The sequence below is a fragment of the Bradyrhizobium sp. MI1.7 genome (assembly GCF_055811795.1).
Genome location: NZ_JBVVPO010000005.1, coordinates 220,030 through 235,051, shown reverse-complemented (window position 1 = coordinate 235,051; position 15,022 = coordinate 220,030). Strand labels below are relative to the sequence as shown.

The 15,022-nt window shown below is 63.9% G+C and carries 10 protein-coding genes; 1 reads left to right on the top strand and 9 read right to left on the bottom strand.

The window, feature by feature from the left end:
- Nucleotides 1-100 precede the first annotated feature (100 nt).
- On the top strand, nt 101-1,324 hold the full coding sequence (locus AC0L3X_RS08340) for a polyhydroxyalkanoate depolymerase (protein ID WP_187387949.1): 1,224 nt from the start codon (nt 101-103) through the stop codon (nt 1,322-1,324).
- A 42-nt stretch (nt 1,325-1,366) separates the two neighbouring features.
- On the opposite strand, the gene AC0L3X_RS08335 is transcribed toward AC0L3X_RS08340, so the two are convergent.
- The 9 genes from AC0L3X_RS08335 to AC0L3X_RS08295 all read right to left on the bottom strand — a co-directional run bounded on the left by AC0L3X_RS08335 (nt 1,367) and on the right by AC0L3X_RS08295 (nt 14,947).
- Nucleotides 1,367-4,696, bottom strand: a complete 3,330-nt coding sequence (locus AC0L3X_RS08335) for an adenylate/guanylate cyclase domain-containing protein (protein WP_354095466.1) — start codon at nt 4,694-4,696, stop codon at nt 1,367-1,369.
- 314 nt (nt 4,697-5,010) lie between these two features.
- Nucleotides 5,011-5,526 carry a hypothetical protein gene (locus AC0L3X_RS08330; protein ID WP_063981455.1) on the bottom strand — a complete coding sequence of 172 codons (516 nt, stop codon included), beginning with the start codon at nt 5,524-5,526 and terminating at the stop codon, nt 5,011-5,013.
- A 473-nt stretch (nt 5,527-5,999) separates the two neighbouring features.
- Nucleotides 6,000-6,923, bottom strand: a complete 924-nt coding sequence (locus AC0L3X_RS08325) for a helix-turn-helix domain-containing protein (RefSeq protein ID WP_063981454.1) — start codon at nt 6,921-6,923, stop codon at nt 6,000-6,002.
- A gap of 274 nt (nt 6,924-7,197) precedes the next feature.
- Nucleotides 7,198-9,066, bottom strand: coding sequence for an ABC transporter ATP-binding protein (locus AC0L3X_RS08320; RefSeq protein ID WP_094184520.1), 1,869 nt, complete (start codon nt 9,064-9,066; stop codon nt 7,198-7,200).
- Nucleotides 9,067-9,075: 9 nt separating this feature from the next.
- Nucleotides 9,076-10,002, bottom strand: coding sequence for a 2-hydroxyacid dehydrogenase (locus tag AC0L3X_RS08315; protein ID WP_063981453.1), 927 nt, complete (start codon nt 10,000-10,002; stop codon nt 9,076-9,078).
- Nucleotides 10,003-10,015: 13 nt separating this feature from the next.
- On the bottom strand, nt 10,016-11,344 hold the full coding sequence (locus AC0L3X_RS08310; protein WP_063981452.1) for an NAD(P)/FAD-dependent oxidoreductase: 1,329 nt from the start codon (nt 11,342-11,344) through the stop codon (nt 10,016-10,018).
- A gap of 55 nt (nt 11,345-11,399) precedes the next feature.
- Complete coding sequence (locus AC0L3X_RS08305) at nt 11,400-12,275, bottom strand: ABC transporter permease (RefSeq protein WP_063981451.1); 876 nt, start codon at nt 12,273-12,275, stop codon at nt 11,400-11,402.
- A gap of 2 nt (nt 12,276-12,277) precedes the next feature.
- Nucleotides 12,278-13,228, bottom strand: coding sequence for an ABC transporter permease (locus AC0L3X_RS08300; RefSeq protein ID WP_063981450.1), 951 nt, complete (start codon nt 13,226-13,228; stop codon nt 12,278-12,280).
- 27 nt (nt 13,229-13,255) lie between these two features.
- The gene (locus AC0L3X_RS08295) at nt 13,256-14,947 is read right to left on the bottom strand and encodes a peptide ABC transporter substrate-binding protein (RefSeq protein ID WP_063981449.1); all 1,692 of its coding nucleotides are present in this window, start codon (nt 14,945-14,947) and stop codon (nt 13,256-13,258) included.
- Nucleotides 14,948-15,022: the final 75 nt, after the last annotated feature.

Sequence of the window (15,022 nt, the reverse complement as noted above, 5' to 3'; positions counted from 1 at the left end):
CCGCAAAAGGAGGAGCAAGCGATGTGCCAGTTTTGAGGGCGGTAGGGCTCCCGTTTGGCTTCGATATTGCATGACAGCACGGGAGGGTGGGCGTTTCAGTATGATGTCGATGTATTATCAGGCCTTTCAGAACCATATGGACCTCACCGCGCCGTGGCGGGCGGGAGCTTCGTCCGCGCTCAGATTCCTCAATCTGGTGCCGCAGGGCCTATCGGACCAGGTCGTCGGCCGGCTCTCCGCCGCGCTGGAGCTGATCTCCCGCTCCACCCTCACCTATCACCGTCCAGCCTACGGCATCGACAGCGTGATGGTGGGCAACCGTGAGGTCGGCGTCACCGAGGAGGTCGCCTACGCGACGCCGTTCGGCTCGCTGCTGCACTTCAGGAAGGACGGCGTGCCGGAGCAGCCGCGCATGCTGCTGGTGGCGCCGATGTCGGGCCATTTCGCCACGCTGCTGCGCGGCACCGTGAAAACGCTGCTGCAGGATCACGACGTCTACATCACCGACTGGCACAATCCGCGCGACATTCCACGCCGCGAAGGCCGCTTCGGGCTCGACGATTACACCGATCATCTCATCGACTTCCTCGGCCAATTGGGCCCGCGTCCGCACATGGTCGCGATCTGCCAGCCCTCGGTCTCGGCACTGGCGGCCGCCGCGGTCATGTGCGAGGGCAACCACCCCTCGCGGCCTGCGACGCTGACGCTGATGGCAGGCCCGATCGACACGCGCATCCAGCCGACCAGGGTCAACGAGTTCGCCAAGAGCAGGCCGATCGACTGGTTCGAGCAGAACCTGATCAACTACGTGCCGGTGCAATGCCGCGGCGCGCTCCGCAAGGTCTATCCCGGCTTCGTGCAGCTCACGGCGTTCGTCTCGATGAATCTCGAGCGCCACATCAAGCAGCACATGGATCTCGCCAACCATATCGCCAAGGGCGAGAAGGAGAAGGCCGCGAGCATCAAGACCTTCTACGACGAATATTTCGCCGTGATGGACCTGCCGGCCGAGTTCTACATCGAGACCGTGCGTGACGTGTTCCAGGAGCACCTGTTGCCGCAGGGCAAGTTGATGCACCGTGGCCGTCCCGTGAACACCAAGGCCGTCAGCCGCATGGGACTGATGACGGTCGAAGGCGAGAAGGACGACATCTGCTCGATCGGCCAGACGCTCGCCGCGCAAGACCTCTGCACCGGTGTGCGCGCCTATCGCCGCGTCCACCACATGCAGGCCGGCGTCGGCCATTACGGCGTGTTCTCGGGCAAGCGGTGGAATAACGAGATCTATCCGCTGCTGCGGGATTTCGTGCACGTGAATTCCTGACTGTCATTCCCTGTCCCCAGACTGGGGGCAAACGGCACGTGCCTAATGCACTTGCTCGACCAGCTCTTTCGCTTCCACGACTTCAGAAAGATTTCGCTCCGCATCGAATTCGGCCAGCACGGGAGCGAGCATTTCGGATGCCCCGCCTGCTCGGCCATTTCTCTTGTGCAGGCGAGCAAGTCCAAGGGCGCTGCGCAGCTCGAAAGTCTTCGTCTGCTGGTGTCGTGCGATCTCAAGCGCTCGGTTGAGGGAAGCTTCGGCACTGGCTTCGTCCGAAGGATCAAGACGCGACAAAAGCTCGCCGCGGGCGCGATGCAGCTCGGCATCAAGCCAATGCTGGCCGGATTGCCCGGTCCACGCGATCAATTCGCTCAAGATTTCCAGCCCGGTTTCGAGTTGGCCCGACGCTGCGTTCGCCAAGGCGACATGCATCCCCCAAAACGGCTCACAGAGATAGCAGTCATTCTCGTGCAGCAAAGTCCAGCCGCGACGCATTTCCGTCAGTCCGGTCATTTGGTCGCCTGCACGCCACTTGGCGAGGCCATTCAGATAGGTGCCGGCGGCCACATACAACGGCATCGTGTGGTCGCGCGCGAGACCGAGCGCCAGGATCGTCTCCGTTTGCTGCAACATGCCTCCGCATAGTCCGTCGAACACAGCGCGATGAACCAGCGCGTTGGCCTGGGACAGCGCCCGCTTTTCTCCCGAAGCACTCACCGCTTCGGCGGCGAGGCGGCGTGCGCGCGCGATCTTGCCAAGCGGCCAAAGCACCAGGGCAAGAAACCTCATGATCACGAACGGGAGATCCAGTGCCGAAGCCCTGAACGTCGCGGGATCCGGCTCGGCACCATAGATCTCGAGTGCCTGCTCGAGATGCATCCTCGCGTTCAAGTAGTCACCGCCGAACCAGCAGGTGACCCCGCCCGTCCAATGTGCAACGACGGCGGCCACCGGTGAATCCGGTCGTCGGTCGGCGGCGCTCCTGATGGCATCCGCCAGCTCCAGCATCGGAGCGAGTTCGCCGTGTGTCAGGCAAGCATTGAAAAGACCCGAATGGACCGGCGCGAGTTCGACGGGATCATTGATGTCGGCAGCGAACTGTCGGGCACGCGTCCATGCGGCTACCGTTTCGGGAGCGCTATGGCCGAGGCTGCCTCGCAATGCACGGCCATACTCGATTTGAAGATGCAGCCTGCTCATCATCCGGCGGGGATCATCCGGCACCTCATCGGCGGACGCAATCGCCTTGCCGAGATGCGCGATCGCCTCGGAATAGGCCGAGCGCTTCAGCGCTTGCTGGCCCGCCTTGCGCCACCATTCGAGGGCGATCTCGCTCAGCCCCGCCTCGGTGAAGTGGTGTGCCAGAACTTCCGGCTCAGTCTCGGCAACGACGGGAAACTTCTCGCGCAGGACATCGCCGATCCGCTTGTGAAGCACCTGCCGTTTGCTCTTGAGCAGGCCTTCATAGGCCGCTTCCTGAACGAGAGCGTGCCTGAAGCTATAGTTTGCGTCGGGCGGTGTCCCGCGACGCACCAGCAGTTCCGCCTCTTCGAGTTGCCCCAGCGCAGCGCTCAGCGTCAGATCATCGCGTCCTGTCACATATCTTAGCAGCGCGTATGAAAAGTCGCGGCCGATGGCGGCGCCTATCTGCGCTACCTCCTTGACGGGAGCCAGCCGGTCGAGCCGCGCCATCAGCGAATCCTGCAGCGTCGCGGGAATAGCGAGCGGCGGGAGCGGACTATCGAGGCGATAGCGTCCGGAATCCTCGACGAGCAGTCCGGACTCCAGCACCATCTTGGTCAGTTCCTCGACGAATAGCGGGATGCCGTCCGTCTTGTCGATGATCTGCTCCATCATCTCGCGCGGCAGCTGGCGGCCAACGGTCACCTGCTCGACCAGCGCACGCGTGTCCTGCCGGTCGAGCCGGTCGAGCCGCAACAGGCTGACGTTGGCGAGGCCCGACCAGGAGGGCTCGAACTCTGGCCGGGTTGTCATGAGCATGAGTATCGGCAGTCCCCTGATCCGGTCGACCCCGAGATCGAACAGTTCAAGTGTCGTGGCATCGGCCCAATGCATATCCTCGCAGATAACCAGCAGGGGTTGCTCTCGCGCCAACCCCTCGAGCTGATCGAGAAGCGAGGCAAATGTCTGTCGCCGCTGCTGCGCCGGGCTCAAACCAAGCGGCGGATAATGGTCGCCGGTTGGAATCGAAAGGAGAGCCGCAATGAGCGGTGTCGCCCGGGCGACCTGTTGCGTTCCAAGCGCCAGCATTGCCTCAAGCTTGTCGAGCTTTTGCCCCGGCGTGTCGTGCGAGCGGATACCGGCTGCGCGCTCCAGCTGCGCGACAAAGGGATGAAGCGCGCTGTTGGTGTGGTAGGGCGAACACTGATATCGCACCCGGCGGTGCGCCCCCAACGCGGGATTTTCGCACAGCGTTGCGACGATGCGCGACTTGCCGATGCCTGCTTCGCCGGAGATCAACACCATCTGGCCCTGCCCCTGCCATGCCAACCGCTGGCGCGAGAGCGTGAATTCGATCTCCTCCCTGCGACCGACAAAGCCGATCGAACGCGCCGCGCGGACCGCCTCGAAGCGACTTTCCGATGCGGCCGCCCCCTCGACCGCCCAGACCGCGATGGGTTCGGCTATCCCCTTGACCTCGCGACGGCCGAGATTGCGAAAAGTGAAGAGATCGCCAAGCAGCCGCCGCGTCGACGAGGCGACGACGACCACTCCCGGTTCCGCCAGGCTCTGAAGCCTGGCTGCAAGGTTTGGTGTATCGCCGACCGTTGCGTGCTCCTCCGACGCATCGCCGCTGATGAGGTCGCCGACCACCACAAGCCCGGTCGCGATTGCGATCCGCAGTTCAACCCGTTCGGTGGCGCCCGTCCTCAGTCGCCCGACCGCAGCGATGGTGTCGAGGCCCGCTCGCACTGCGCGCTCCGCATCGTCCTCGTGGGCGCGGGGATAGCCGAAATAGACCAGTATGCCGTCACCGACGAACCTGGCGATCCTGCCGTCATAAGCAGCGATGACGCTCGCGCAGGCGGCGCGGTAGGCCCGGATCACTTCCCACATATCCTCGGGATCGAGACGCGCGGAGAGCGCAGTCGAGCCGACCAGGTCGCAAAACATAACGGTCAGGTGACGCCGCTCGGCGTCGTGAGGAGGAGCCGGCGATGCGATCAACGCGGCTGGATCGAGGTCGGCAATGGCACGCAGCATTTTGCGGCGATGGCCAAGCAGGACTCCGAGCTTATCGAAGTCCTCGGCCATCAGTTCGGGAAGGACGCCCATGTCGATCCCATTTTGGACAAAACGCTCTGCGTATTGTCCAAGCCCCAGCTTCTCGAGCCACTCCGCAATCTGCATTGGCTCCACCGATCGTGCAGTTGGCGGTTAGCAGAATTTTGGACCACGGCGCGGGGACAATATCCCAACGCCACCATGATGGCACGTCTTGTTTGTTGCGCGATAACTTAGGTTGCTCAGTACCGATGCCGCTTCCAAGCAAGGACATTGCTCGATGCAAACGGTCGCGCTACTAAAAATCGTCTGCACGCAGCGTTGAACGACAGAAGTTGCGATGAGCCGTCAACCACTCGCCTTCAGACCTGACGTCAGCACTGGCACTGGTGCCCACATCACGACGCCAAGCAGACGTTTTTCCGTGAGCACAATTGTCTTCATTCTTCATCCTTGGGCACTACGTAGTTGCGCGCCATCGTTCCCGCCGCAACTTGAAGCGAAGACCCAACGACCCAACAGCCGGCGAGAAACGCTATCAGCGCATTGGGTAGGCTTTGATCAAGGACAAGGATGCTGACGGACAGAGTTGCTGCAATCGCCGCGCCGAACGTACCGGCCGCACTCATGATCTCAGCAACCTCAGAGCCGTTGTATTCTTCCGAGGTGCTCGAAATCGACCTCCGAGCGACAGACCGGGACAAATCAATTCCAACATAATAGCTGAGAGCTCCGTAGAGCATTGTTAGCAGCACGATCCAGCCGCTTTCAAAAAGCCCGCCTTTCTGACGCAACAGGGTCGCACCCACATAGAGGCCGCAAGAGGCCCCAACGGCTGCTAGCCCAATTCTTTCGAGGAGATGGGCCGACTTGATAAGACTGGAACGGGCGATCCCAAGATTACCGGCGTACCTCGTTAGGGAAAATGCGCTGAAAACTGCGTTGCCTATCTTCATTGGGGGCTCCTCAATAAGTAGCAGCCTACCGGCCGACCCCGATTAGAAGCTGCGTGGACGCGCTTCGCGATGCCCTTGATTCCAATTTCCAAAAGATGTGGCTGAGTGATGGGGCTGGCTTGCTCGTAACCAAGACGAGAGCCAGTCCAAAGCTGCGAGCTCGCGGCTTCGCAGGCATTGCATCTCACCCGTGTCTGTCAGTCAGCTCTGGGTGCAGCAATTTCTTGGGGGAGAGTTAGCTCGAAAAGAGAGTGATGGACTATGAGACTGTTCACATACTCCTGTTCCCTGTCGCTCCATCCAGTCACGATCTCAGGAGGACTAAGTTTGCATCGTTGCATACGCGGGAGCGCAGAAGCGCGAACTGACAGGCGCCGTGAGTTCGCAAGCTGTCCCGCGTTGCGCCACGTCAGATGGCGATCTCGCTGGCGAAGCGGCACTGATTTGGATTCTGATTTTGACGCGAAAACGCTCTACTCGTCCCGCCCGCCATGGGTTTCGCGGCGCCATGCGCCCGGACTGACGCCGACCATCTGGGTGAACACCCGCGTGAAATGGCTTTGATTGGCAAATCCGGCCGAGATCGCAATCTCGGACAACGGCAGGTTGCGGACGGTCATCAGCTGCGTGGCCGCCTTCACGCGCTGGCGCAGCAGCCATTGATGCGGCGGCAGGCCGGTGGAGATCCGGAATGCACGTGAAAAGTGGCTGACCGAAAGGCCGAGCTCGGTCGCGATCTGCTCCAACGCGACCTTGCCTGAGAGATCGGAGTCGAGCCGGTCGCAGGCGCGCTTCACCTGCCATGGCGCGAGGCCACCACGGTTAGGCTCTGCGACAGGCTTCAGCCCGCCATAGGTCTGGGCGACGTGGGCGGTGAGCGCGAGCATCATGTGATCGACGAAAAGCTGGTTGGTCTCGTCAGGCCGACGCAGTGCTTCCTGCAAGCTGGCGCCGATATGACGGATGACCCCGTCGTCATGGCCCACACCGGGCTCGTAACTGAGCTCGCCAATGCGCGGCGCGCCGGGTTGCCTTGCCATGTCGTGAAGGGCCGAGCGCGGCAGATAGAAGAAGAGCGAGTGAAACGGCTTGTCGATCACATAGCGCGGGTCGCGCTTGAGGTCGTACAGATAGGTCGCGCCCGCACGAATATCCTCCCTGGTGACGTAGCGGCCTTCCTCCCAACATTCGCAAGCGGGATAGTCGCGGAGTTTCAGGCTGACGAGGTAAGCATCTTCAGCCGGCAACGAGCCGGAAAGTTCGGACGTCGGCTTGTCATTGCGGACTTCGGTGACCGCAAGCTCCGCGCTGCGCAGCGAGCGCGTGATCAGAACCGGAGCTTCCTTCACGTGAAGGCCCCGCCCGAGCCTCTGCCCGTAGACGCCTGCTTGTGTCATTATCAATATTCCATCCGTGAAAGGCACGTCTGCGTCGGCCTTTCCGAGTCGATGCATTATCGGAGATCGACGACCGACGGTCCAGCTTCGCCGGATTAGCATATAGATTGTGGCAGCCGGTCGCACTCCGTCGCGACGAGGTGAATTCATTGTGATTTCAGCACGATTTCACAGGCTTGGCATCGCGAAGGACAACACCGTTAACGTGTGCGGCAGATCATGGCACGATTTTATCGTGCGTTCTGGAAAGCATCCGCTGCGCGCCTTTGCGCCGCTAGGCCGACCATTCCTCGCCCCAGACCTGGACGACGTGGCCGGGCGAGACTTCGCGATACTGCCGGACCGGCGGCTGATAATCCGGTGCGCGCACCGGGCTTCTGATCTCGTCGTTCGAGGTCTCGCGCTTCGTGCCGCGGCGCGATGGATCGGGCACGGGCACCGCGGCCATCAGCTTCTTTGTGTAGGGATGCTGCGGATTGCCGAACAAGGCTGCGCGCGGGCCGGTCTCGACGATCTCGCCGAGATACATCACCGCGACGCGATGGCTCATGCGTTCGACCACCGCGATATCGTGGGAAATGAAGAGATAGGCAAGGCCCATGCTGGCCTGGAGGTCGAGCATCAGGTTGACGACCTGCGCCTTGACCGAGACGTCGAGGGCGGAGACCGCTTCGTCCGCAACGATTAGCTTCGGCCCGAGCGCGAGCGCGCGCGCAATGCAGATGCGCTGGCGCTGGCCGCCTGAGAATTCGTGCGGAAAGCGCGCGGCCATATCCGCGGTCAGGCCGACGCGTACGAGCAGATCGGCCACCTTGTCTCGTGCCTGTGAGGCAGTCGCGAGACCGTTGGCGAGCAGCGGCGCTGCGATCGCCGTCCCCACCGACATGCGCGGATTGAGACTCGCGAACGGATCCTGGAATACGATCTGCATCTGCTTGCGGAAGTCGCGCAAGGTCCGGGCGTTCATGGCGAGGACGTCCTGGCCGTCGACCAGGACGGTGCCGCTGTCCGGCTCCGTCAGCTTGAGGATGGAACGGCCTGTCGTCGATTTGCCGCAACCGGATTCGCCAACCAGCGCCAGCGTCTCGCCGGCGCGCAGGGTGAAGGAGATGTTCTCGACCGCGTGGACGCGGCCCGAAACCTTGCCGAACAAGCCGGAGCGGATCGGAAAGCGTGTGGTGAGGTTGGAGACTTCGAGCAGCGGCCGCTCGGCGGTTGAGACCGTTTCAGGTGTCTCCGTCGGCTCGTCCGAGGTGCCCGTCACCTTGTCGACGATCGGAAACCGCATCGGCCGCGTCCGCCCGCCCATCGAGCCGAGGCGCGGTACGGCCGCGAGCAGCGCGCTCGTATAGGGATGCGAGGGCGCAGCAAAGATGCGCGCGGTCGCATCGGTCTCGACCGCCTGCCCGCCATACATCACCACGGTACGGTCCGCGATCTCCGCGACCACGCCCATATCGTGGGTGATGAAGAGGATCGACATCCCCTCCTCCTGCTGGAGCTCCTTCAGAAGCTCCAGGATCTGCGCCTGGATGGTGACGTCGAGTGCCGTGGTCGGCTCGTCGGCGATCAACAGCTTCGGCTTGCAGGCGAGCGCCATCGCGATCATCACGCGCTGGCGCATGCCACCGGAGAAACGATGCGGATGCTCGTGGAAGCGTGATGCCGCCGCGGGAATGCGGACGCGATCGAGCAGACGGATGGTCTCGGCCTCCGCCGCCGCGCGCGACAGGCCGCGATGCTGGATCAGCGCCTCGGCGATCTGGAAGCCGATGGTGAGCACCGGATTGAGGCTCGTCATCGGCTCCTGGAAGATCATGGCGACATCGTTACCACGAACATCCGTCATGCTCGCTTCGGACAGCGTCAGCAGATCGCGGCCCGCGAGCGTGACGCGCCCCTCGACCCGGCCGCTCTCCTTCGGAATGAGCCGCATGATGGAAAGCGCGGTGACGCTCTTGCCCGAACCGGACTCGCCGACGATCGCCACGGTTTCTTTGGCCGCGATATCGAACGACACGTCGCGGACGACGGGAATCCATTGCCGCTCGCGCAGAAAGGACGTGGTCAGGCCCGCGACCGACAACACGGGCGCCTGCGCTTCGGCAACGATCGGATCAGGCCTGCTTGCGCCGGTGCTCATGCGATTGCCCTAATAGCCGCGACTGCGATCGACGCGCCCCGGCAGATCTTCGCCGCGGCGGTGGCGCGCGATGACGTCGAGCACGAAATCGACGGCCGTATCAGGCGTCGTCATGCTGGCATTGTGCGGCGTCAGCAGGATGCGCGGATGGCTCCAGAACGGATGGCCGGCCGGCAGCGGCTCGGGATCGGCAACGTCGAGCACCGCACCGGACAGTGCGCCGCTGTCGAGCGCCGCGAGAAAATCGGATTGGACGAGATGCGGGCCACGCCCGACATTGACGAGCCCTGCTCCGCGCGGCAGGCGCGCGAACAGATCGGCATTGAGGATGCCGCGGGTCTCGTCGGTCAGCGGCAGCAGGCAGACGAGAATGTCGGCCTGCGCGAGAAACTCTGGCAAGGTGTCCGTACCGGCGTAACAGGTGACGGCTTCAATCGCGCGCGGCGAACGATTCCAGCCGAGAAGCGGAAAGTCGAACGCCTTGAGCCGGTCGAGCACGGCCTGGCCGAGCTGGCCGAGCCCCATCACGCCGACACGACGACGTTTGGCCGGCGTGATCCGGATCTCGCGCCAGACCTGCTCCTTCTGTTGGCTGATGAAGTGCAGGAGATTGCGATGCAGGGCGAGCACGGCCATGGTGACGTATTCCACCATGGTCTCGGCGATGCCGGGCTCCAGCATGCGGACGAGCGGTATGTGCGGTGGAAGTTTTGTGGCATCGAACTGATCCACGCCAGCACCGACCGAAAAGACCAGCTCGAGATTGGGAAAGGTCGTCGCGATGTCGTCCGGCGGTACCCACGCCACCAGGTAGCGCACCTCTGCGGGATCGCCGATGTCGGGCCAGAGCCGGAACGACACATCGGGCGCGCGCTCGGCGAAGAAGCGCGCCCATTCGGCGCCGCGAACCATGTTGGCCTTGTAGAGAACCGTCATGCCACCAGCACTCTCAGAACGGGCTGACCGGCGCGAGACGCCGGCCGTCGATCATGCGCTTGTGGCTGTAGGCCGCGGGATCGACCAGCGGCGTCGCGCCGGTCACGATGTCGGCGGCGAGCTTGCCGGCCGCAGGACCGATGCCAAAGCCATGGCCGGAGAAGCCCGTCGCGAGGAAGAAGCCGGGCAAGGCATCGACCGGCGAGATCACAGGAATGGTGTCCGGCGTGCAGTCGATCGTGCCGCCCCAGGCTTCCGCGATCTCGATGTCCTTCAATTCGGGATTCGACTTGATCAGCGAAGCCAGCGCCGCGTTGACCAGCGACATGTCAGGCGCCGGATCGCGCACACGCTCGGTCTCGAACGGCGACGGCTTGTCCAAACTCCAGCTCGTGCCGCGCACGATCTGGTCGAAGAACGACTTGCCGAACGACAGTTTCAGCCCGTTCTTGCGATGCAGGTAGGTCGGCCAGAAGGTGCGCGCGTAGCGGAACAGGTCTGGCGACAGTTCGACCGTGCCGCGGCCGCGCAGCGCCAGTGTAAAGCCGCCGTCGAGGCGGCGACGGATACAGTAGAAGTCGGTGCCGAGCGCGCCGGACGTGATCTCCGGTCCCGGCGTGGTTCGGCATGCGGTGGCGTTGACGAGACCGATCGGCAGCTCGATGCCGTGACGGCGGCAGAACAGCGACGACCACGCGCCGCCCGACAGCAGCACGGACTGGGTGCGAATGGTGCCCTTCTCGGTGACGACGGCGCTGACCCGTCCGCCCTGCGTTTCCAGCCCGCGTGCAGCGCAGCCCTGGTGGATGGTCACGCCGTGCTTGCGTGCAGCGGTGGCGAGCGCGGGCACGGCCATCGACGGCTCGGCGCGCCCGTCGCTCGGCGTGTGCAGACCGCCGACCCATTTCTCGGAATTGCCGGGCAGGCGCTCGGCGACTTCCGCCGGCGTCAGGACGGTCGAGTGGACCTGCATCTCGCGCGCCGTTGCGGCCCATCGCTCCCAACTGGCCAGCTCGTCCTTGCTTTTGGTCAGGAACAGCACGCCGGTGCGGCGGAAGCCGGCATCGACACCGGCGTCGTTCTGCATGTCCTCCCACAGCCGGAGCGCCTCGCGGGCCAGCGGGATCTCCTCACGGGCGCGGCCCTGCTGGCGGCACCAACCCCAATTGCGGCTCGACTGCTCGCCGCCGACATGGCCTTTCTCGACGAGGGCGACGGAGAGACCCTTCTTTGCCAGATGGTAGGCCGCGGACACGCCGATGACGCCGCCGCCGATGACGACGACGTCCACCTGCGCCGGCAGGCGTTCGTCGCTGTTTATACGGGTGAGCGGCGGGGACATGGGACACTCCAGCTATTCAGTTCGATCGAAGCAAGTCGGCTCGGGGGCAGGCTCGTCATGGGATATTCATTCGCGGATCGAGCGCGTCGCGCAGGCCGTCGCCGAGGAAATTGAAGCTCGTCACCGCGAGCGTGATGGCGACGCCCGGCACGATCGCAAGCCACGGCGCGCTGGTGAGATAGATCTGCGCGTTGTTGAGCATGTTGCCCAAACTCGCGGCCGGCGGCTGGACGCCGTAGCCGAGGTAGCTGAGATAGGATTCCAGCAGGATCGCCTTGGCGACGTTCAGCGTCGCCGCGACCACAATTGGCGCGATCGCATTGGGCACGAGCTCGCGAAACATGATCCGCAGGTTCGACGAGCCGAAGGCGAGCGCAGCAACCGCAAACTCACGTTCTCGCAGCGAGCGCACCTGGGCCTCGACGACGCGGGCCACCCACATCCAGGCGGTCGCCGCGATCAGGACGGTCGTGGTGATCAGGCCGGGCTCGGTAAGCGCCGCCAGCGCCAGCAGGAGAAAGATCGTCGGGAAACACAGCACGGCGTCGACCAGCCGCATCAGGACCGCGCCGACCACGCCGCCATAGAAGCCGGCAAAGGCGCCGACGGCGATTCCCACCGCCATCGCGATCACCATCGCGACGATGCCGATCGTGAGCGAGACGCGTCCGCCCATCATCAGTCGCGCCAGCACATCGCGGCCAAGTTCGTCGGTGCCGAGGATATGCGCACCCGACAAGGGCGGCGCGAACCGCTTCATGATGTCGATATGGGTGTCGTCGAACGGCAGCAGATAGGGACCGAACGCCGAGCCGAGGACGAGAACCAGAATGATGACAGCCCCCGCAAGCGCAAGCCGGTGCCGGCGAAAGCGCCGCCATGCGGCCTGGCCGGGCGCGAGCTGAGCGGTCGAGAGGGTCGCAGCCGTCATTCCTAGCCCACCCGGATGCGCGGATCGACGACGGCATAGAGGATGTCGGCAAGCAGCGAGCCGATCAGCACCATGGTCGCCGAGAACATCAGGATGCCCATCACCACGGGATAATCGCGGTAGCCGATGGAATCCAGGAACAGCCGGCCCATGCCGGGCCAGGTGAACACGGTCTCGGCGACCAGCGCACCGCCGAGCAGCGTCGGAAACTGGAGGCCGGCCACAGTGATCATCGGCAGCAGGGCGTTGCGCAGCGCGTGCACGGTGAGGATGCGCCATTCCGGCATGCCCTTGGCGCGCGCGGTTCGGATGTAGTCCTGGTTAATCACCTCGAGCATGGAGGAGCGCATGAAGCGACCCCACATCGCGGTCTCGACCAGCGCCAGCACCAGCGCCGGCGCAATCAGATGATGCAGCAGGTCGAGGAAGGAGCCATCGCCGACCGTTTGGCGATTGCCGGCCGGCAGCCAGCCGAGCTTCACCGAGAACACGTAGATGGTGACCAGGCCGAACCAGAAGGTCGGGATCGACAGCGCGATCATGGCGCCGACGGTCGCCAGCGTATCGAACAGCGAATAGCGGCGCAGCGCGCCTAGCACGCCGATCCAGCAGCCGAGCAAAACCGCGATGATCGTCGCCGTCGCCATCAGCTCCAGCGTGGCGCCGAGATGGGAGGAGATCACAGACAGCACCGCCTCGCCGTCGCGATAGGACTTGCCCCAATCGCCTCTCAGCATACGGCCGAACCAGTCGAGATACTGGATCGGCAACGGGCGATCGAGGCCGAGCTGCCTCGTGACGCGGTCGAGGTCCTCCTGCGTCATCTGCGCGGACGCCGCGTATTGCGACAGCGGACCGCCGGGGGCCAGATGCAGGATGGCAAACCCGATCGCGGAGACGATCACGAGCAGCATGATCGCCTGCGCCAGGCGGTTGACGACGTAACGGGCCATCTCAGGCGATCCAGCGAGCCTGAGGCATCAGGCCCAGTACCATTCGCGGATGTTCCAGCAATTGATGGACGTGTTGATGTTGGGACGGAAGCCCTGCAGCCCCTCCTTCACGCCCTCGGCGATAAAACCCTGGAACAGCGGCAGGATGGCGAGGTCGTTGCGGATCAGCTTTTGCAGATCGCCATAGGTCGTCTTGCGCTGGGCGAGATCGAACTGTCTGGCGCCCTCGGCAAGCAGACGATCGGCCTCGGCGCTGTTGTACTGATAGGTGTTGAAGCCACGGCCGCCCTTGGCAGGGATAGCGCCGGAGCCGAAGCGCGGCGTCACGTCGGGGTCGCTGCCGAGCATGAAGTTCACGGACACCAGCACCGAATTGAACTTCGACTGCTGCCAGAAATCGCCCCAGATCACGGCGGCCGGCATGTTGTTGACCCGCATCGCCGCGCCGATCGCGCGCCAGTCCTGGATCAGGAGCTGCTGGGTTTGCTCGCGCACCGCATTGCCCGACGTCGTCGAGTTGGTGAATTCGAGCTTGACCCCACCCTTCTCGCGGATGCCGCCGGAGCCCCGGGTCCATCCGGCCGCGTCGAGCAACGCGTTGGCCTTGGCCGGATCGTATTTGTGTTGCGGCAGGCCCTGCTGGAACGACCAGGCCTGTTGCGGCACGAAGCTCTCGGTCTGCGTCGGCAGGCCGTAGTTCAGCGCATCGATGATCGCCTGCTTGTTGATGGCAAGGTAGAGCGCCTCGCGCACCGCGCGATCGGCGAAGGGGCCGAATTCGAGATTGGGCGCGACGTGCTCCACCGACGACGTCGCGGAGACGAAGATCTTGCGGCCCTTCAGCGTCTTCGCCTCCTGCACGAAATTCGGCAAAATGCCTTGCAGGCCGGTGTAGTCGACCTGCCCCGTGCGGAACTGGGTGTAGAGGACGGTGAGGTCGGGGATGTATTTGAAGACCACGCGTTCGACGTAAGGTCCCTTGCCGTGGTAGCCGGCGTGGGCATTCAATTGAATGTGGTCGCCGGGCACGCGCTCGCCCCAGCGGAACGGCCCGGTGCCGACAGGCGCATTGTGGAACGGCGAGGCGTTCGGATCCGACAGCTTCTCCAGGATGTGCTTCGGCACGATGAAGGTGAGCGACAGGATCGACATGTAGGGCGAATAGGGAGCCTCCATCCGCCAGTGGATCTCGTCGGGCGCGACGACCTTGATGTCCTTGACGAGGTTGTGGCCGACGCGGTTGCGGACGCGGAAGTCGGGATTGTTGATCAGGTCCAGCGAGAACTTCACGTCCTCGGCCGTGAACGGCGTGCCGTCATGCCACTTCACGTCGCTGCGCAGCTTGATCTTCCAGGTCAGGCCATCGGCCGACAGGCCGCCATTCTCGATGGTCGGGACTTCGCGCGCGAGGTCGGGAACGAACTTGCCATCGGGCTCGATGAACCAGAGCGGCGAGAACACCTGCCACCAGATGCCCTGATCGACCTCGATGCCAGGCATCAGCGGATGGAAGACGGTCGGCTCCTGCGACAGCGCCGCGATCACCTGCCCGCGCGGCTTGTCCGGCGGATTGGTCGGGCGTTCGCTCTGCGCAAAGGCGTTGCCTGCAAGGGTCCATCCCGCCGCGGCACCCGCGCCGAGCTGGAAGAATTGTCGGCGATTCGGAATGCCGAGATGACGCAGTCCGCCAACGCCGAACTTGCCGGTGCTGTCTGCCATGACCAGTCTCCGTTCCCGCACACGGCACCGTCTCCCGCGCCCCCGAGACCCGGCAAAGGGACAGGAGTGGGCTTT

What these genes read in the sequence shown, in the direction of transcription:
- AC0L3X_RS08325 (WP_063981454.1), bottom strand. Translation starts at nt 6,923, where the DNA reads ATGACACAAGCAGGCGTCTACGGGCAGAGGCTCGGGCGGGGCCTTCAC.
- AC0L3X_RS08320 (WP_094184520.1), bottom strand. Translation starts at nt 9,066, where the DNA reads ATGAGCACCGGCGCAAGCAGGCCTGATCCGATCGTTGCCGAAGCGCAG.
- AC0L3X_RS08330 (WP_063981455.1), bottom strand. Translation starts at nt 5,526, where the DNA reads ATGAAGATAGGCAACGCAGTTTTCAGCGCATTTTCCCTAACGAGGTAC.
- AC0L3X_RS08310 (WP_063981452.1), bottom strand. Translation starts at nt 11,344, where the DNA reads ATGTCCCCGCCGCTCACCCGTATAAACAGCGACGAACGCCTGCCGGCG.
- AC0L3X_RS08305 (WP_063981451.1), bottom strand. Translation starts at nt 12,275, where the DNA reads ATGACGGCTGCGACCCTCTCGACCGCTCAGCTCGCGCCCGGCCAGGCC.
- AC0L3X_RS08300 (WP_063981450.1), bottom strand. Translation starts at nt 13,228, where the DNA reads ATGGCCCGTTACGTCGTCAACCGCCTGGCGCAGGCGATCATGCTGCTC.
- AC0L3X_RS08340 (WP_187387949.1), top strand. Translation starts at nt 101, where the DNA reads ATGATGTCGATGTATTATCAGGCCTTTCAGAACCATATGGACCTCACC.
- AC0L3X_RS08295 (WP_063981449.1), bottom strand. Translation starts at nt 14,947, where the DNA reads ATGGCAGACAGCACCGGCAAGTTCGGCGTTGGCGGACTGCGTCATCTC.
- AC0L3X_RS08335 (WP_354095466.1), bottom strand. Translation starts at nt 4,696, where the DNA reads ATGCAGATTGCGGAGTGGCTCGAGAAGCTGGGGCTTGGACAATACGCA.
- AC0L3X_RS08315 (WP_063981453.1), bottom strand. Translation starts at nt 10,002, where the DNA reads ATGACGGTTCTCTACAAGGCCAACATGGTTCGCGGCGCCGAATGGGCG.